The 14528-nt window shown below is 75.4% G+C and carries 16 protein-coding genes; 11 read left to right on the top strand and 5 right to left on the bottom strand.

The features are described from left to right. Positions 1-58: 58 nt before the first annotated feature. Positions 59-1336, bottom strand: a complete 1278-nt coding sequence (locus tag BLR12_RS08160) for an AI-2E family transporter (protein WP_255363367.1) — start codon at positions 1334-1336, stop codon at positions 59-61. Positions 1337-1470: 134 nt separating this feature from the next. On the opposite strand from BLR12_RS08160, the gene BLR12_RS08155 reads away from it, so the two are divergent. The 10 genes from BLR12_RS08155 (at position 1471) to BLR12_RS08110 (ending at position 8434) form a co-directional block, all read left to right on the top strand. After that, complete coding sequence (locus BLR12_RS08155) at positions 1471-1938, top strand: PPOX class F420-dependent oxidoreductase (RefSeq protein ID WP_091375965.1); 468 nt, start codon at positions 1471-1473, stop codon at positions 1936-1938. 21 nt (positions 1939-1959) lie between these two features. Then, positions 1960-2445, top strand: a complete 486-nt coding sequence (locus BLR12_RS08150) for a hypothetical protein (RefSeq protein ID WP_255363366.1) — start codon at positions 1960-1962, stop codon at positions 2443-2445. A 76-nt stretch (positions 2446-2521) separates the two neighbouring features. Continuing rightward, on the top strand, positions 2522-3067 hold the full coding sequence (locus tag BLR12_RS08145; protein ID WP_091375962.1) for a hypothetical protein: 546 nt from the start codon (positions 2522-2524) through the stop codon (positions 3065-3067). A gap of 38 nt (positions 3068-3105) precedes the next feature. Further along, complete coding sequence (locus BLR12_RS08140) at positions 3106-3873, top strand: dienelactone hydrolase family protein (RefSeq protein ID WP_091375958.1); 768 nt, start codon at positions 3106-3108, stop codon at positions 3871-3873. A gap of 47 nt (positions 3874-3920) precedes the next feature. After that, positions 3921-4331 carry an ankyrin repeat domain-containing protein gene (locus BLR12_RS08135; RefSeq protein ID WP_176832413.1) on the top strand — a complete coding sequence of 137 codons (411 nt, stop codon included), beginning with the start codon at positions 3921-3923 and terminating at the stop codon, positions 4329-4331. A gap of 56 nt (positions 4332-4387) precedes the next feature. Continuing rightward, positions 4388-5704, top strand: coding sequence for an AI-2E family transporter (locus BLR12_RS08130; protein WP_255363365.1), 1317 nt, complete (start codon positions 4388-4390; stop codon positions 5702-5704). Positions 5705-5792: 88 nt separating this feature from the next. After that, positions 5793-6056, top strand: coding sequence for a hypothetical protein (locus BLR12_RS08125; protein WP_091375956.1), 264 nt, complete (start codon positions 5793-5795; stop codon positions 6054-6056). Between the two features lie 196 nt (positions 6057-6252). Next, positions 6253-6672, top strand: a complete 420-nt coding sequence (locus BLR12_RS08120; RefSeq protein WP_091375953.1) for a DUF350 domain-containing protein — start codon at positions 6253-6255, stop codon at positions 6670-6672. A gap of 127 nt (positions 6673-6799) precedes the next feature. After that, positions 6800-7570 (top strand): 3-oxoacyl-ACP reductase FabG, encoded by a 771-nt coding sequence (gene fabG, locus BLR12_RS08115; protein WP_091375950.1) that lies wholly within the window; start codon positions 6800-6802, stop codon positions 7568-7570. Positions 7571-7714: 144 nt separating this feature from the next. Further along, the gene (locus tag BLR12_RS08110; RefSeq protein WP_255363364.1) at positions 7715-8434 is read left to right on the top strand and encodes a GDSL-type esterase/lipase family protein; all 720 of its coding nucleotides are present in this window, start codon (positions 7715-7717) and stop codon (positions 8432-8434) included. Between the two features lie 24 nt (positions 8435-8458). Here the strand turns inward: BLR12_RS08110 and BLR12_RS08105 are convergent, their stop codons facing one another. Further along, positions 8459-10282, bottom strand: a complete 1824-nt coding sequence (locus tag BLR12_RS08105) for an NAD(P)/FAD-dependent oxidoreductase (protein WP_091375949.1) — start codon at positions 10280-10282, stop codon at positions 8459-8461. 131 nt (positions 10283-10413) lie between these two features. Between BLR12_RS08105 and BLR12_RS08100 the strand changes: the two genes are divergently transcribed. Then, positions 10414-11682, top strand: a complete 1269-nt coding sequence (locus BLR12_RS08100) for a GAF domain-containing protein (RefSeq protein WP_091375946.1) — start codon at positions 10414-10416, stop codon at positions 11680-11682. Positions 11683-11692: 10 nt separating this feature from the next. Here the strand turns inward: BLR12_RS08100 and BLR12_RS08095 are convergent, their stop codons facing one another. The 3 genes from BLR12_RS08095 to BLR12_RS08085 form a co-directional block, all read right to left on the bottom strand. Continuing rightward, positions 11693-12373, bottom strand: coding sequence for a response regulator (locus tag BLR12_RS08095; protein ID WP_091375944.1), 681 nt, complete (start codon positions 12371-12373; stop codon positions 11693-11695). Then, positions 12370-13773, bottom strand: coding sequence for a sensor histidine kinase (locus BLR12_RS08090; RefSeq protein WP_091375940.1), 1404 nt, complete (start codon positions 13771-13773; stop codon positions 12370-12372). The genes BLR12_RS08095 and BLR12_RS08090 overlap by 4 nt, the downstream gene beginning before the upstream one ends. Before the next feature lie 128 nt (positions 13774-13901). After that, positions 13902-14453, bottom strand: a complete 552-nt coding sequence (locus BLR12_RS08085; protein ID WP_091375937.1) for a glycosyltransferase — start codon at positions 14451-14453, stop codon at positions 13902-13904. Positions 14454-14528 lie beyond the last annotated feature (75 nt).

The raw sequence follows: 14528 nt of genomic DNA, 5'->3' as shown, positions 1-14528 counted from the left end.
CTGGTGTGTCGCCGGGGTCAGCTCCCGGCGTGCCGCCGGCATTCCCGGTGCGACCGCACTACACCCCGGGGGAGGCGGGCTCCACGCCCCGGTCGTGCTCGGTGGCGCCGACGTCGTCCGTGCGCGGCGGGGCGACCTCCTCCCTGACCAGCCGGGTGCCCTCGCCGTCCTCGTCGTCGGCCAGGCGGGTGCGGGTGCCGTCGTCGGCGACCTCCGGTGACTTCTCGTCGAGCTCGTCGCGCACGTACCGGTAGACCACCGCGATCAGGGCCGTGACCGGCACGGCGAGGAAGGCCCCGATGATGCCGAACAGGCTGCCGCCGGCGGTCACCGCGAGGATCACCACGGCGGCGTGGATGTTGAAGCCGCGGCCCTGGATGATCGGCTGCAGCACGTTGCCCTCGATCTGCTGCACGACGAGCACGATCACGAGCACGATCAGCGCGACGGTGAGCCCCTCGTCGACCAGCGCGATCAGCACGGCGAACGCGCCGGCGACGAAGGCGCCGATGATCGGGATGAACGCGGCGAAGAACGTGAGCAGGGCCAGCGGCAGCACCAGCGGGACGTCGAGGATCCACAGCCCCAGGCCGATGAAGAACGCGTCGATGAACCCGACCAGCGCCTGCTGCTTGATGAACTCCGACAGCGTCGACCAGGTCTTGTACGACAGCGCCGCCACGTGCGGCGCGGCCTTGTGACCCGTCTGCGCCGCCAGCCACGGCACCCAGCGCGGGCCGTCCTTGAGGAAGAAGAAGACCAGCACCAGGGCCAGCACCAGGTTGATCAGGCCGTTGCCGACCGCGCTGGCGCCGGTGAGCGCGTAGCCGGCGATGTTCTGCGCGTTGCCCTGGATGGAGTTGATGACCTGGTCGACCGCGGTGCCGATCTGCTCCTGCTGCAGGTTCAGCGGCGGGCCCTGCAGCCACTGCTGGATGTCCTCCAGGGCGATCGTCGCCTGGTCGGCCAGCTCGCCCACCTGGTCGGCGACCTGCGGGGCGATGGCCACGACGATGCCCGACAGCGCGGCCAGGAAGGCCAGCAGCACCGTGACCGCGGCCAGCGCCGGAGGCCAGCCGTGGTCGCGCAGGAACCGGGTGCTCGGCCAGAGCACGGTGGAGATGAGCAGCCCCAGCACGACCGGCAGCAGGATCACCCAGAACCTGCCGAGCACCCACCCGACGACGACCACCGCCGCCGCGATCAGCAGCAGCTGCGCCGAGAAGACCGCCAGCGTCCGGATCCCGGCCTGCAGGCGTGGACCCCGGCCGTGGACGGGCGTCGGGGTCTCCGCGACGGAGGCCCGCTCGGGCTCGCTGCGGTCGCGGGGCGCCACGGCGGTGTCCCCCGGGGGGTCCCCGGGCGCCGGTCGGCCGGGCAGACGGAGCCTCATGCGACTGATCACAGCACAGGTCGGTACCCCGGACCGGGCCGCCACGATCATGACGTGGCCGTCGTAACGTCCCGGCCATGCCGAAGACCGCCACCGCGGACCGCGTCGACCGCCGCGCCCTCGAGGAGTTCCTCCGTCCCCGCCACAAGGCGGTGCTGGTGACCCGACGCAGCGGGGGTGGCGTGCAGCTGTCCCCGGTCACCTGCGGGCTGGACCAGGAGGGGCGCGTGGTCGTCTCCACCTACCCCCAGCGGGCCAAGGCCGCCAACGCCCGCCGCGACCCGGCCGTGTCGGTGTGCGTGCTCTCCGACGACTTCGACGGTCCCTGGGTGCAGGTCGACGGCACCGCGGAGGTGCTCGACCTGCCCGAGGCGCTCGAGCCGCTGGTCGACTACTACCGGGCCATCAGCGGCGAGCACCCGGACTGGGACGAGTACCGCGCGGCGATGACCCGGCAGGGCAAGTCGCTGCTGCGCGTCACCGTCGAGCGGTGGGGCCCGATCGCCACGGGGGGTTTCCCGCCGGAGGTTGTCGGCCAGCTGTAGGCCCGGCCGGAGGCTCCGACGGTGCGCTTCGTGCTGAGGGCCGAGCGGGCGGGGGACGACGGGGTGCAGTCCGTGCTCACCGACCCCGCGGCCGTCGTCGACGCCGTCCTCGCCCTGGTGCGCGAGGGCGGCTGGACCGTGGGCGTCGGCGCCGGTCCGGTGCCACCCGAGGGCACCCGCGCCGGGCCGGCGTTCCTCGGCGCCCGCCGTGCGGTGGACGCCGCCCGGCAGCGCGGTGTCCGGCTCGCGGTCCGCGGCGCCGTCCCCGCCGACGCCGGTGACGCGCAGGCCGTGCTCACCGCGCTGGCCGTCGTGGTGCAGCGCCGCAGCGCCCCGGCCTGGGAGGCGGTGGAGCTGGTCGGCGCCGGGCGCAGCCAGGCCGCGGCCGCGGCCGCGCTCGGGATCTCCCGGCAGGCGGTGGGCCAGCGGCTGGCCGCCGGCCTCTGGGAGCTGGAACGGGAGCTGCGGCCGACCGCCGCCCGGCTGCTCGCGCGGGCGGCCGGCTGACCGGGGGCCGCCGCGCGGGGTGATCACCGCGGGGAGAGGATGGGTGCGCATCGCACCTCCGTCCCCGGGAGAACCCGTGTCCGAGCCGACCGCGCCAGGCGGGATCCGCAACGCCGAGCTGCTCGGCGTCTACACCAACGACCACCTGGCCTCGGCCACCGGCGGGGTCGAGCTGGTGAGCCGGATGCTCGGCCGGTGGCGGGGGACGGCCTACGAGCCACGGCTGCAGGAGCTGCTCGACGAGCTGCGCGAGGAGCGGACGGCGCTGCGCACGCAGATGGAGCGGCTCGGCCTGCCGGTGCGGGAGTACAAGCAGGCCGCGGTCTGGCTGGGCGAGAAGCTGTCCCGAGCCAAGCTCAACGGCCACCTGCTGTCCCGCTCCCCGCTCTCGGACCTCGTCGAGTTCGAGTTCATCGCCACCGCGGTGCTCGCCAAGCGGGCCGGCTTCGAGACGCTGCGCGCCGCGGCCGAGGCCGACCCCCGGATCGACCGGGCGCTGTTCGACCGGCTCATCGACCAGGCCGACAAGCAGCACCACTGGCTGGCCGACGTGCGCCGGGAGGTCGCCGCCGCCGTCTTCGGCGGGTCCCCGGAGCCGGCCGACGCCGCCGCCGACACCTGAGCGGGCGGCGGACGTCCGCCGCAGGTACAACCGGCGCCATGTGCCACGACCCCGACAGCCGCCCGCCCGCCCCGCCCCGGAGCGGGGACGTCGCCGAGCGCGGCACGCTGACCCTGACCTCCGCCGACGGCACGGAGGTCGCCGTGGCGTACGCCGCCCCGGCCGGCGAGGCCCGGGTCGGGGTGGTGCTGCTGCCCGACGTCCGCGGGCTGCACCCCTACTACGTGGCGCTGGCCGAGCGTTTCGCCGAGGCGGGGCTGCCGGCCCTGGCCGTCGACTGGTTCGGGCGGACGGCGGGGCTGCCGGTGACCGGCACCCGCGACCGGGACTTCGACTGGCAGACCCACGTCCCGCAGGTCACCGCGGCCGGCGTGGACGCCGACGTGGCCGCCGCCGTCGGCTACCTGCGCGGGCGCACCCGGGCCGACCTGCCGGTGGTCACCGTGGGCTTCTGCTTCGGCGGCAGCCACTCCTGGAGGCTGGCCGGCAGCGACCCGGACAGCGGTCCGGACGTCGCCGCCTGCGTCGGCTTCTACGGCAGGCCGGAGGTGACCGGCGACGCGCCCGCCGTCCGCCCGACCCTGATGGTCATCGCCGGGGCCGACGCCGCCACGCCCGTCGAGGACCAGCTGGCACTGGCCGAGCGGCTGCGGGCGGGCGGTGCCGAGGTGGAGACCGCCGTGTACGACGGGGCGCCGCACTCCTTCTTCGACCGCGCGTACGGCGACTGGGCCGAGGCCTGCGACGACGTCTGGCGTCGGGTGCTCGCGCTCACCGACCGCGTCGCCGGCGTGACGGGGAGCTGAGCGCCGCGCCGTCCCTCCCGCCGGGCCGACCTCCTACGCTCGACGCCGTGACCGAGCAGCAGAACGGCGGGATCGACCCGGGTGTCATCGAGCTGGCGGCTCGGGTCTTCGACCTGGCCCGGGCCGGGGCGACCGAGGAGCTGGCCGCCTACGTCGACGCCGGGGTGCCGGCGAACCTGACCAACGACAAGGGCGACACGCTGCTGATCCTGGCCGCCTACCGCGGCCACCCGGAGACCGTCGCGGCGCTGCTCGAGCGCGGCGCCGACCCCACCCGGGTCAACGACCGCGGCCAGACGGCGCTGGCCGCGGCGGTCTTCAAGCAGTCGGAGGAGACGGTGCGGAACCTGCTCGCGGCCGGTGCCGACCCGGACGCCGGCGGCCCCAGCGCCCGGGAGACCGCTGCCTTCTTCGACCTGCCGGCCATGACCGCGCTGCTGGACGCTGCGCGTCCCTGACCTGACCCCGCCGCACGGGCGTGCCAGGCTGGGCCGGGGTGGGGAGAGGGGGGCGCGTGACCGCTCAGCGCGGGGTGTCGGGCGCCGGGACGGGCGTGCCGCTGACCGCCGGCGCCACCGGGGTACCGGCGGCCGTCGCCGCGGAGGCCGAGCACGCCGCGGTCGCGGCCCGGGCCGCCGCGGAGACCGCGGTCGTCGACGCCGACCTGCTGCCCGAGGGGACGCCGGGTCCGGCCACCGGCGGCATGCCGCGCTGGATGGTGCTGCTGATCGGCGCGGCCACCGCCACCATCGCGATCGCCGGGGTCCGCTCGATCGCCTGGCTGGTCGGCCCGGTGCTGCTGGCCCTCGTGGTGGTCATCGCGCTCACCCCCGTGCAGCGCTTCCTGCAGCGGCACGGCTGGCCGCGCTGGGCCAGCACCTCGGTGCTGCTGCTGCTCGTCTGGACCGTCCTGCTCGCCTTCGTCGCTCTGCTCGTGGTGTCGATCGCCCAGTTCGCCGCCCTGCTGCCGGACTATGCCGAGGAGGCCGAGGCACTCATCGCCTCGGTGGTCGCCGACCTCAACGACCGCGGCATCGTCTCCGGGCAGCTGTCCGACCTCGTCGCGCAGTTCGACTACAGCCAGCTCGTCGGCGTGGCCACCGGCGTGCTCGCCAGGGCCACCGACGCCGCCTCCACGCTGGTGCTGCTGCTGGCGGCGCTGGTCTTCCTGTCCATCGAGTCCGGGGGGTTCGGCCGACGGCTGGCGCTCATCGCCGCCGAGCGCCCGCACCTGCCGATCGCGCTGGGGCTGTTCGCCCGCGGCACCCGCAGCTACCTGTGGGTCAGCACCGTGTTCGGCGCGGTCGTGGCGGTCGGCGACACCGTCGCGCTCGCGGTCATCGGCATCCCGCTGCCGGTGGTCTGGGGGCTGCTGTCCTTCGTCACCAACTACGTGCCCAACATCGGGTTCGTCCTGGGCCTGGTGCCGCCGGCGATCCTCGCCCTGCTCGACGGCGGGTGGACCGACTTCTGGGTCGTCGTCGCGGTCTACGCGCTGCTCAACTTCGTCGTCCAGACGCTCATCCAGCCCCGCTTCGTCGGTGACTCGGTCGGCCTGTCGATGACGGTCACCTTCGTCGCGCTGCTGTTCTGGGGCTGGGTGCTCGGCGCGCTCGGGGCGCTGCTGGCCATCCCGCTGACCCTGCTGCTCAAGGCCCTGCTGGTCGACGTCGACCCGCGCGGGCACTGGCTGGACGCGATGCTGCGCGAAGAGCCGCGGGCCCCGCGCACCAGCCGGGCGCGCCAGCGGGCGCACGCCCGCCGGGCGGCGCTCGCGTCGGTCCGCGCGCTGCACGTCCCGCGGCCGCACAAGCGCCCGCCGGAGGACTGAAACCGCAGGTCAGGTCGGAATGTCGGACCCCGGGAGGACGTTGTCACCATGTCGGGCGCACCGCCCGGCGCGACGTCTGGAGGACGCGATGAAGGGCGACCGTGTCGAGATCGTGATCGACGCCGGCGGGAGCACCCGCACCTACGAGATCGAGGCCACCCGGGCCGGCCGGCGGGTGGACGTGAGCCACGGCCGCGGGCTCGTGGAGGTCACCGAGACCACCCGGGGCGGCACCACCGTCCGCACCGCCCGCTTCATGGCCGGCCGGGTGCTGGCGCTGGTCGAGCACCCGGCGCCGCGGCCGGCGCTGGACGACGACGCCGACGTGACGCCGCTGCGCCAGACCGCCTGAAGGATGTCCGCGCCCGGGTGCCGACGGCCGGGCTCCTCGGGACGGTCGCCCGGTCCGTGCCGCCGACGACGGAGGAGGCGCGTCGACCGGGTGGACCTGGTCACCGCCGGCTGACCCGGCACGCCAGCACCGACGGACGGGCGCGAGTGCGGTAGACAACTCCGGCGCCCCGTCCCACGTCCCCGGAGGTCTCCTCGTGCTGGCCAGCATCGGTTACGCCGTCGCCTACACCGGGGTCGGCATCGTGCTGCTGACCCTCGGCTTCCTCGTGCTCGACCTGCTCACCCCCGGCCACCTCGGCCGGCAGATCCACGAGGACCGGTCGGTCAACGCCGGCATCGTGCTCGCCGCGGGGTTCCTGGCCCAGGGGCTGGTCATCTTCGCCGCCATCTGGACCAACGCCACCAGCGGGTTCGGTGAGGCGCTGCTCTACACCGTGGTCTTCGGACTGCTGGGCGTGGTGCTGCAGGCGGTCGCGTTCCTGGTGCTCGACCTGCTCACCCCCGGCAAGCTCGGCCAGCACGTGACCGAGGTCGCCTTCCACCCGGCGAGCCTGGTGCTCGGCGCCGTCCAGCTGGCCGTCGCCGGCATCGTCGTGGCGAGCATCTGGCCCTGAGCTGGGCGCACGTCCCGGGCGCCGCACATCCGCGGCGCGCCGGGGCTACCCGCCGGTAGCCCCGCGGGTCCGGTCCGTACGGTGTGGTCCAGCGCACCGGACGGCGCAGAGACGGAGAGAAGGACACATGAGCGAGTCGAACAGCACCGGCGCCCGCGTGGCGATCGTCACCGGGGCCGCGCGGGGCATCGGCGCGGCCGTGGCCAAGCGCCTGGCCCAGGACGGGTTCGCCGTCGGCGTGCTCGACCTCGACGAGGCAGCGGGCAAGGAGACCGTCGAGACGATCGAGGCCGCCGGCGGCCGGGCACTGGCCGTGGGCGCCGACGTCAGCGACGCCGAGCAGGTCGAGGCCGCGGTCTCCCGGGTCGCCGCCGAGCTCGGCGCGCCGACGGTGCTGGTCAACAACGCCGGCGTCATCCGCGACAACATGCTGTTCAAGATGACCGAGGTCGACTGGGACGTGGTCATGAACGTGCACCTGCGCGGCGCCTTCCTCATGACCCGCGCGGTGCAGAAGCACATGATCGACGCGAAGTGGGGCCGGATCGTCAACCTGTCCAGCACCTCGGCGCTGGGCAACCGCGGGCAGGCCAACTACTCGACGGCCAAGGCCGGTCTCCAGGGCTTCACCAAGACCCTGGCCATCGAGCTCGGCAAGTTCGGCGTCACCGCCAACGCCATCGCGCCCGGCTTCATCCAGACCGAGATGACCAAGGCGACCGCCGACCGGTTGGGCGTCGCGTTCGAGGACTTCATCGCCTACGCCGCCAAGGAGATCCCGGTGCAGCGCGTCGGCCAGCCCGAGGACATCGCCCACCTGGCGTCGTTCTTCGTCAGCGAGGGCGCCGGCTTCGTCTCCGGCCAGGTGGTCTACGCGGCCGGCGGCCCCAGAGCCTGAGGCCGCAGCCCACCGACGGTGTGCGCTGAGGCGCAGTTCCCGGCTCGAGAACTGCGCCTCGGCGCACACCGTCCACTCGACCGACGCCCGAGCGGCGTCCCGCGGGCCGGGCATGGCGGTGCGTGCGACCGCGTTGCACGGGGTGTGCCGAAGGACCCTCCCGCCCCCCGCCACTCGGAGGAGGACCCCGTCCTCCCCACCCCTCGCTCCGCTCGGGGCGGGACCCGGGACGGGGCCGGGGCCCTGCACGAGGGCCTGCGACTGGCCCTCCTCGGTGACTCCCTCGCGTACGGCTCCGGTGCCGCCGGCCCCGGCGACGCCCTCGGCCCGCGGCTGGCCGCCGCGCTGACCGACGCCGGCTACGACGTCGACCTGCACGTGCTCGCCGTCCCCGGGGCGGTCTCCCGGGACCTCAGCGCGCAGGTCCGCCGGGCCGCGCCCCTGGACGTCGACCTGGCCGTCGTGGTGGTCGGCGCCAACGACCTGGCGCGGCTGGTCCCGCCGGCGCAGGCGGCCGCGGCCCTGGCGGGAGCGCTCACGGCTTTGCGCGCGGCCGGCACCGACGCGGTCGTCGTCCCCGCACCGGACATGTCCACGGTGCCGTGGGTGCCACCCGCGTTGCGACCGCTGGTGCAGAGCGCGTCCGCGCTGCTGCAGCGCGAGCAGGCGGCCGTCGCCCGGTCGGCCGGCGCGCAGGTCGCCGCCGTCTCCGACGCCGTGACCGCCGCCTTCGGCACCGACCCCGCGCTGTTCTCCGCCGACCGCTTCCACCCGTCGTCGGCCGGCTACGCGCACATCGCCCAGGCGCTGGTGCCGCACGTGGTCGCGGCCGCGCACGCCCGCCGGGACGGCGCCGCCGCCTGAGCCGCGGCGACGCCGTCCCGTGCCTCAGGACGGGTGGTGCACCTCCTGCAGGCCGTACACCGGGGTGGGGATCCCCTCGGCGCGGGCCTTGAGCTGCAGCGCCAGGTACAGGGAGTAGTGCCGCGACTGGTGCAGGTTGCCGCCGTGGAACCACAGCGCCTCCTGCTGGGTGGGCTTCCACATGTTGCGCTGCTCGCCCTCCCACGGCCCCGGGTCCTTGGTGGTGTCCGAGCCCAGGCCCCACACCTTGCCGACCTTGTCGGCGACCTCCTGGGAGATGAGGTCGGCCGCCCAGCCGTTCATCGACCCGTAGCCGGTGGCGTACACGACGAGGTCGGCGGGCAGCTCGGTGCCGTCCGCGAGGACGACGGAGTCCTCGGTGAGGTGGTCGACCTGCCCGTGCGCCAGCTCGACCTCACCGTCGGCCACCAGCTCGGCGGCGCCCACGTCGATGTAGTAGCCCGAGCCGCGGCGCAGGTACTTCATGAACAGGCCGGAGTCGTCGTCGCCCCAGTCCAGCCAGAAGCCGGCGTCCTCCATCCGGCGGTAGAAGTCGGCGTCGCGCTCCCTCATCTGGGCGTACAGCGGGATCTGGAACTCGTGCATGATCCGGTACGGGATCGAGGCGAAGACCAGGTCGGCCTTCTCGGTCGTGACACCGTTGGCGACCGCCTCCTCGCTGTAGAGCGCCCCCAGGCCGATGTCCATGAGGCTGTCGCTCTTCACGATGTGCGTCGAGGTGCGCTGCACCATCGTCACGTCGGCGCCGATCTCCCACAGCGCCCCGCAGATGTCGAACGCCGAGTTGTTGCTCCCGACGACGACGACCTTCTTGTCCTTGTACTCGTCCGGCCCGGGGTGGGCCGAGGAGTGGTGCTGCTCGCCGCGGAAGACGTCCTGGCCCGGCAGCCGGGGGACGTTCGGCTTGCCGGACATGCCGGTGGCCAGCACCAGCTGCTTCGGGCGCAGGGTGACCGGCTGCCCGTCGCGCTCGACCTCGACGGTCCACTCACCGGTCTCCGCGTCGTAGCTCGCCGAGCGCGCCACGGTGCCGCCCCAGTAGGGCACCTCCATGACCTTCACGTACGACTCGAGCCAGTCGCCGATCTTGTCCTTGGGCGAGAAGACCGGCCAGTTGTCCGGGAACTTCAGGTAGGGCAGGTGGTCGTACCAGACCGGGTCGTGCAGGCACAGCGACTTGTAGCGGCTGCGCCACTGGTCGCCGGGACGGGCGTGCTTGTCGATCACCAGCGCGGGGACGCCGAGATGCCGCAGCCGGGCGCCGAGCGCGATGCCGCCCTGGCCGCCGCCGACGACCAGCACGGAGGGCTGGGTGGTGTACCCGAGCTCGGCCTCCTCCTGCTCGCGGCGCTCCCGCCAGGTCGTGCGCTCACGGTTCGCGCCGTGCTCGGCGCCCATCGGCCGGCGCTGGCGCAGCGGCTCCTCGTGCCCCTTCAGCTCGTACAGGGTGGTCAGCAAGGTGAACGCCTTGCTGCCCTCCTCCTGGAGGCGGAGGTGTCCGCGGCCACGGCCGACGGCGGTCTCGAACTCGATCCAGGCGGTGATCACGCCGCCGTCCTCGGTGGGCTCCTCGGTGGTGCGGAACCCGTGCGGGTCGGTGGTCTCGAGGGTGGCGCGGAGCAGGTCGCGGACCCCGTCGGGGCCCTCGACCGTGGTGATGTTCCAGGTGAAGGCGATGAGGTCGCGCCAGAAGCTGGTGGCGGCGAACATCCCGGCCACCCGGTCGGCGTCGCGCGCGGTGAGCGCGTCCTGGAACGCGGCGAGCCAGGCGTCGGTGCGCTCGGCGGGTGAGCCGGTGGTCTGGGGTCGTTCGACGGTCTGGGTCATGCGGGGCGCCTCCTGCGTCGTCGCGGGACGGGTCACGGTCCAGCAGACCCGCCGGAACGCAGGTGGGGGAGCCGTTGCAGGGGGTTGCACGGCATAGAGTCGTGGTGCAGGTCACAGCCGAGGAGTCGCCCATGACCGCCGCGCAGAGCGCCCTCCCGCCGGGGGCCGACCCGCGGGTGCACACCCGGCTGCTCGCGCGCGTGCGCGCCGCCGCCTTGGCCGGCGGCACCCCGCCCGCGGCGCCGCGGCCGGTCATCGGCGCGTCCTGGCGACGGCTGCGCGGCAGCGGTCTGGACCCCTCGGGCACTCCGGACGTCGCGCCGCTCGACGGGCCCGGGCTGGAGCGACGCCGGGCCGAGAGCGGCCTGGTCCCGCTGCTGCCGCTGCTGCGCGAGCGGCTGCTGCCGGTGGCCCGCGACGCCGGTCAGGTGCTGGTCGTCGGGGACGCCGGGTGCCGGGTGCTGTGGCGCGAGGGCGGCCCGGGGGTGCGCCGGCTGGCCGACCGGCTCGGCTTCGTCGAGGGCTCCTCGTGGGACGAGGACGTCGTGGGCACCAACGCGATCGGCACCAGCGTGGTGGTCCGCGCGCCGCTGCAGGTGCACGCCGCCGAGCACTACGCGGAGGGCCACCAGCCCTGGACCTGCGCCGCCGCCCCGCTGCGCGACCCGGTCACCGGGCGGGTGCTGGGCGTCGTGGACCTCTCCGGCCCGGCCTCCACCGTGCACCCCAGCACCATCGCGCTGGTCGACGCGGTCGCCGCGCTGGCCGGCCAGGAGCTGTCCCGCGCGCACGTGCGGCACGTCGAGCGGCTGCGCACGCTGGCCGCCCCGATGCTGGCCCGGCTGACCGGACCGGCGCTGGTCGTCGGCGTCGACGGGTGCACCGCCGCCGCCACCGGCCTGGCCGCACCCGACCGCGTCGCGCTGCCCGACGAGGTGCACCCCGGCCCGCTGTGGATCCCGGCACTGGGCCGGTGCACGGTCGAGCCGCTGCCCGGCGGCTGGCTGCTGCGCCCGCACGGCCCGGGGGACGACGACCGGCCGGCCGGGCTGGTCCTCGACCTCGCCGGCCCGCGCCCGCAGGTGCAGGTGACCTCGGCCAGCGGCAGCTGGGCGGCCCCGCTGAGCCTGCGGCACGCCGAGATCCTGCTCGCCCTCACCCGGCACCCGGCGGGGCGCTCGGCCGCGGCCCTGGCCGGGGACCTCTTCGGCGACCCCACGCGGACGGTCACCGTGCGGGCCGAGGTGTCCCGGCTGCGCCGCACCCTCGGGTCGCTGCTGCTGACCCAGCCCTACCGGGTCGACGAGGACGTCGCCGTCGAGCTGCGGCTGCCCACCCCGGTCGCCCGGCTGCTGCCGGCCTCGACCGCGCCGCTGGTGGAGCGTCTCCGGCAGGGGTGAGGGAGGACCCCTACCCCCCTCCGCCCGCAGGCTCGCGGCGGGCCCCTGCGGGGGGCCCCGCCGGCGCGTCCTCCTCGGGGAGGTGGGTGCGGGCCCAGAGCGCCGCGGAGGTGCGGTCCCGGACGCCGATCCGCTGGAAGACGCTGGTCAGGTGCGCCTTGACGGTGCTCTCGCGGATGCCGAGGCGGCGGGCGATCTGCTTGTTGGCCAGGCCGCGGCCGACCAGTGCGAGCACCTCCTGCTCCCGGTCGGTCAGCTCGGCCTCGCGGGCGGGGGAGCGCCGGGCGTGCAGCACGGTACGGGCCACCCGCGGGTCGAGGGGGGAGTGGCCGCGGGCGGTCGAGCGGATGGCGGCGAGCAGGTCGGTCGGCTCGGCGTCCTTGAGCACGTAGCCGCTGGCGCCCGCGTCCAGGGCCTCGATCACCCGCCGCTGGTCGGAGAAGGAGGTCAGCACCAGCACCTCGACGTCGGGGTGCTCCTCGACGATGCGGCGGGTGGCGCCGACGCCGTCCAGGACCGGCATGGACAGGTCCATGAGCACCACGTGCGGCGCCAGCCGGGCCACCTCCGCGACCGCCTCGGCGCCGTCGGCGGCCGTTCCGACCACGCGCATGTCGCCGGCCGCGGTGATCAGGCCGGAGAGGCCGGTGCGCATGAGCGCGTGGTCGTCGACGACCAGCACGTCGATCACGGGGTGGACACCTCCAGCCGCAGCGTCGTCCCGGCACCCGGGGCGGTGCGCACCGCGAGCCGGGCCCCGGCCGCCGCGGCGCGGTCGGCCAGCAGGCGGAGTCCCAGGTGGCCCGTGCGCGACCGGCCCACCGCCGGGGCCACGTCGAAGCCCACGCCGTCGTCGGTGACCTCCAGGACCAGCCGCCCGGGCTGCTGCGCGACGGTGACGGCGACGCTGCGGGCGCGGGCGTGCTTCACGACGTTGCGCAGTGCCTCCTGGACGGTGCTCAGCAGCAGCGTGGCGGTCTCGGGTTCGACGTCGAGGTCCCCGGCCACGTCCAGCCGGACCTCGATGCCCCGCGGCCGCAGCCGCGCGGTCAGGTCGGCCAGGGCCGCCGGCAGCCCGGCGCGCTCGAGGGTCGGCGGGTGGATCTCCACCAGCAGGGAGCGCAGGGAGCCCACCGACTCGCGCAGCGCCCGGGCCGCCTGGCCGAGCACCTCGCCCACCTGCCGGTGCCGCCCGTCCCCCGGACCGGCCCGCAGGTCGTCGGCGGCGCGGGCGACCAGCAGCGCCGAGGCCGAGACGTCCTGCACGATGCCGTCGTGCAGGCTCCCGGCGATCAGCCGGCGTTCCTCCGTCGAGGCGTCCAGCGCCCGGACCTGCAGCAGCTCGCGCTCCTGCTGCGTCGCGCGCAGCTGGGTCGCCATGCGCCAGGCGAGCGGCAGCTGCACCGCGACCAGGGTCAGCAGCACGACCATCGAGATGGGCGCGAACTGCACCCAGATCTCGAACCGGCGCTCGATGGCCTCCTCGTACGTCGAGTAGGTCTCCAGCAGCAGCGGCTCGCCACCGGGAGCCGCCATCAGCCCGTAGACCTCCAGCAGCCGGCCGGCCGAGGGCTCGAACCGGTTCTCCGGGCGGCTGAGGTCGCTGACCGCGGCGCGGGTGACGCCGTCGCGCAGGGTCTGCCGGCCGGCGTCGTCCAGCGGGTAGGTCAGCCCGATCAGGCGGGCCTCGTCGGAGTACACGACCCGCCCGTCGGCGGTCCAGATCTTGAGCCGGAGGACGGCGGTCTCCGCCAGCCGGTCCCGCAGCGCGGCGTCGACGGCGGCGACGGCCGCGGGGTCCCCGGCCAGCAGCGCCTCATCGACGAGCGGCTGCACGAGGACGGCGGCCAGCAGGTCCGTGGTGCGCCGGGCGTCGACCAGGGCCTCGTCCTCGGCCGCCTCCGCCCCGGCCCAGAGGCCGCCGGCCAGCAGCAGGACGACGGCGACCAGGTTGGCCAGCACGAACCGGCGGACGACCCGGCTCACCGAGGGGGACTGCGGCGCGGGCCGGTCGCCGGTCGCGACGTCCGCGAGGACCACCCATCCCGGGTGCCCGGACGGCGGGGCGGCCGCCGTCAGCTCCGTCGTCATCGCACCCCCGTCGCCCGCAGGCGCGGGAGGAGCCTGCCCGGGTGTTGTGCCACCCCGCGGTGCCGGAGCGCAAGGGCCGGGCCGGGGTCCTGCCCCGGACAGGGGAGCGGTGGTCCGCCCTCCAGGTGTCACCGGACGACCCGGAGCCAGGCCCGCCGGAGGAGGTGCCCGTCGTGGTCCGGTCCGTCGCACACCCCGGGCCGGTCGGTGGAGCCCGGTGCGTCCAGCGCGGTCTCCAGGGCCTGGGCCAGCACGGTGGGTGCGTCCGGGCGGACCACGAGCTGCGTGTCGGGCAGGGCCGATCCCCGCGTCGCGCACGGGGTCGCCACCACCGGGCAGGCGTTCGCGAGGGCCTCCAGCAGGGCCACCTCGACGGTCGGCGCCGCGGCGGCGCCGTCGTGCCGGTGCGGCAGCACCAGGACGGCGCAGCCGTGCACCGCCGCCCGCACCGCCGGGGCGGGCGGCGAGCCGCGGAAGTGCACGCGTTCGGCCACGCCCAGGTACGCCGCGTGCGCGCGCAGGACTCGGTACAGCCCCCCGCCGCCGAGGACGTCCACGGTGAGGTCCGGCCGGTCGTCGGCGAGCATGCCGAACGCCGTCAGCAGGGTGTCGACCCCACCGGCGGGCACGAGCGGCGCCACGCACAGCAGCCGGCGACACGCGGCAGCGTTCGTGGCCATGGCACACCCCTCCCGGTCGGTCCCGGGGGCACTGCACCAGCCGGCCGGTCGGTGCCGCACCTGGACGGGGGTCGT

It is taken from the genome of Geodermatophilus sp. DSM 45219 (genome assembly GCF_900104025.1).
Taxonomy (GTDB): Bacteria; Actinomycetota; Actinomycetes; order Mycobacteriales; family Geodermatophilaceae; genus Geodermatophilus.
This window is presented reverse-complemented; position numbering and strand designations above follow the sequence as displayed.

Bases quoted from the DNA above. Each gene is read 5' to 3' on its own strand.
- BLR12_RS08155 (WP_091375965.1), top strand. From the start codon at position 1,471: ATGCCGAAGACCGCCACCGCGGACCGCGTCGACCGCCGCGCCCTCGAG.
- fabG (WP_091375950.1), top strand. From the start codon at position 6,800: ATGAGCGAGTCGAACAGCACCGGCGCCCGCGTGGCGATCGTCACCGGG.
- BLR12_RS08085 (WP_091375937.1), bottom strand. From the start codon at position 14,453: ATGGCCACGAACGCTGCCGCGTGTCGCCGGCTGCTGTGCGTGGCGCCG.
- BLR12_RS08105 (WP_091375949.1), bottom strand. From the start codon at position 10,282: ATGACCCAGACCGTCGAACGACCCCAGACCACCGGCTCACCCGCCGAG.
- BLR12_RS08140 (WP_091375958.1), top strand. From the start codon at position 3,106: ATGTGCCACGACCCCGACAGCCGCCCGCCCGCCCCGCCCCGGAGCGGG.
- BLR12_RS08125 (WP_091375956.1), top strand. From the start codon at position 5,793: ATGAAGGGCGACCGTGTCGAGATCGTGATCGACGCCGGCGGGAGCACC.
- BLR12_RS08100 (WP_091375946.1), top strand. From the start codon at position 10,414: ATGACCGCCGCGCAGAGCGCCCTCCCGCCGGGGGCCGACCCGCGGGTG.
- BLR12_RS08090 (WP_091375940.1), bottom strand. From the start codon at position 13,773: ATGACGACGGAGCTGACGGCGGCCGCCCCGCCGTCCGGGCACCCGGGA.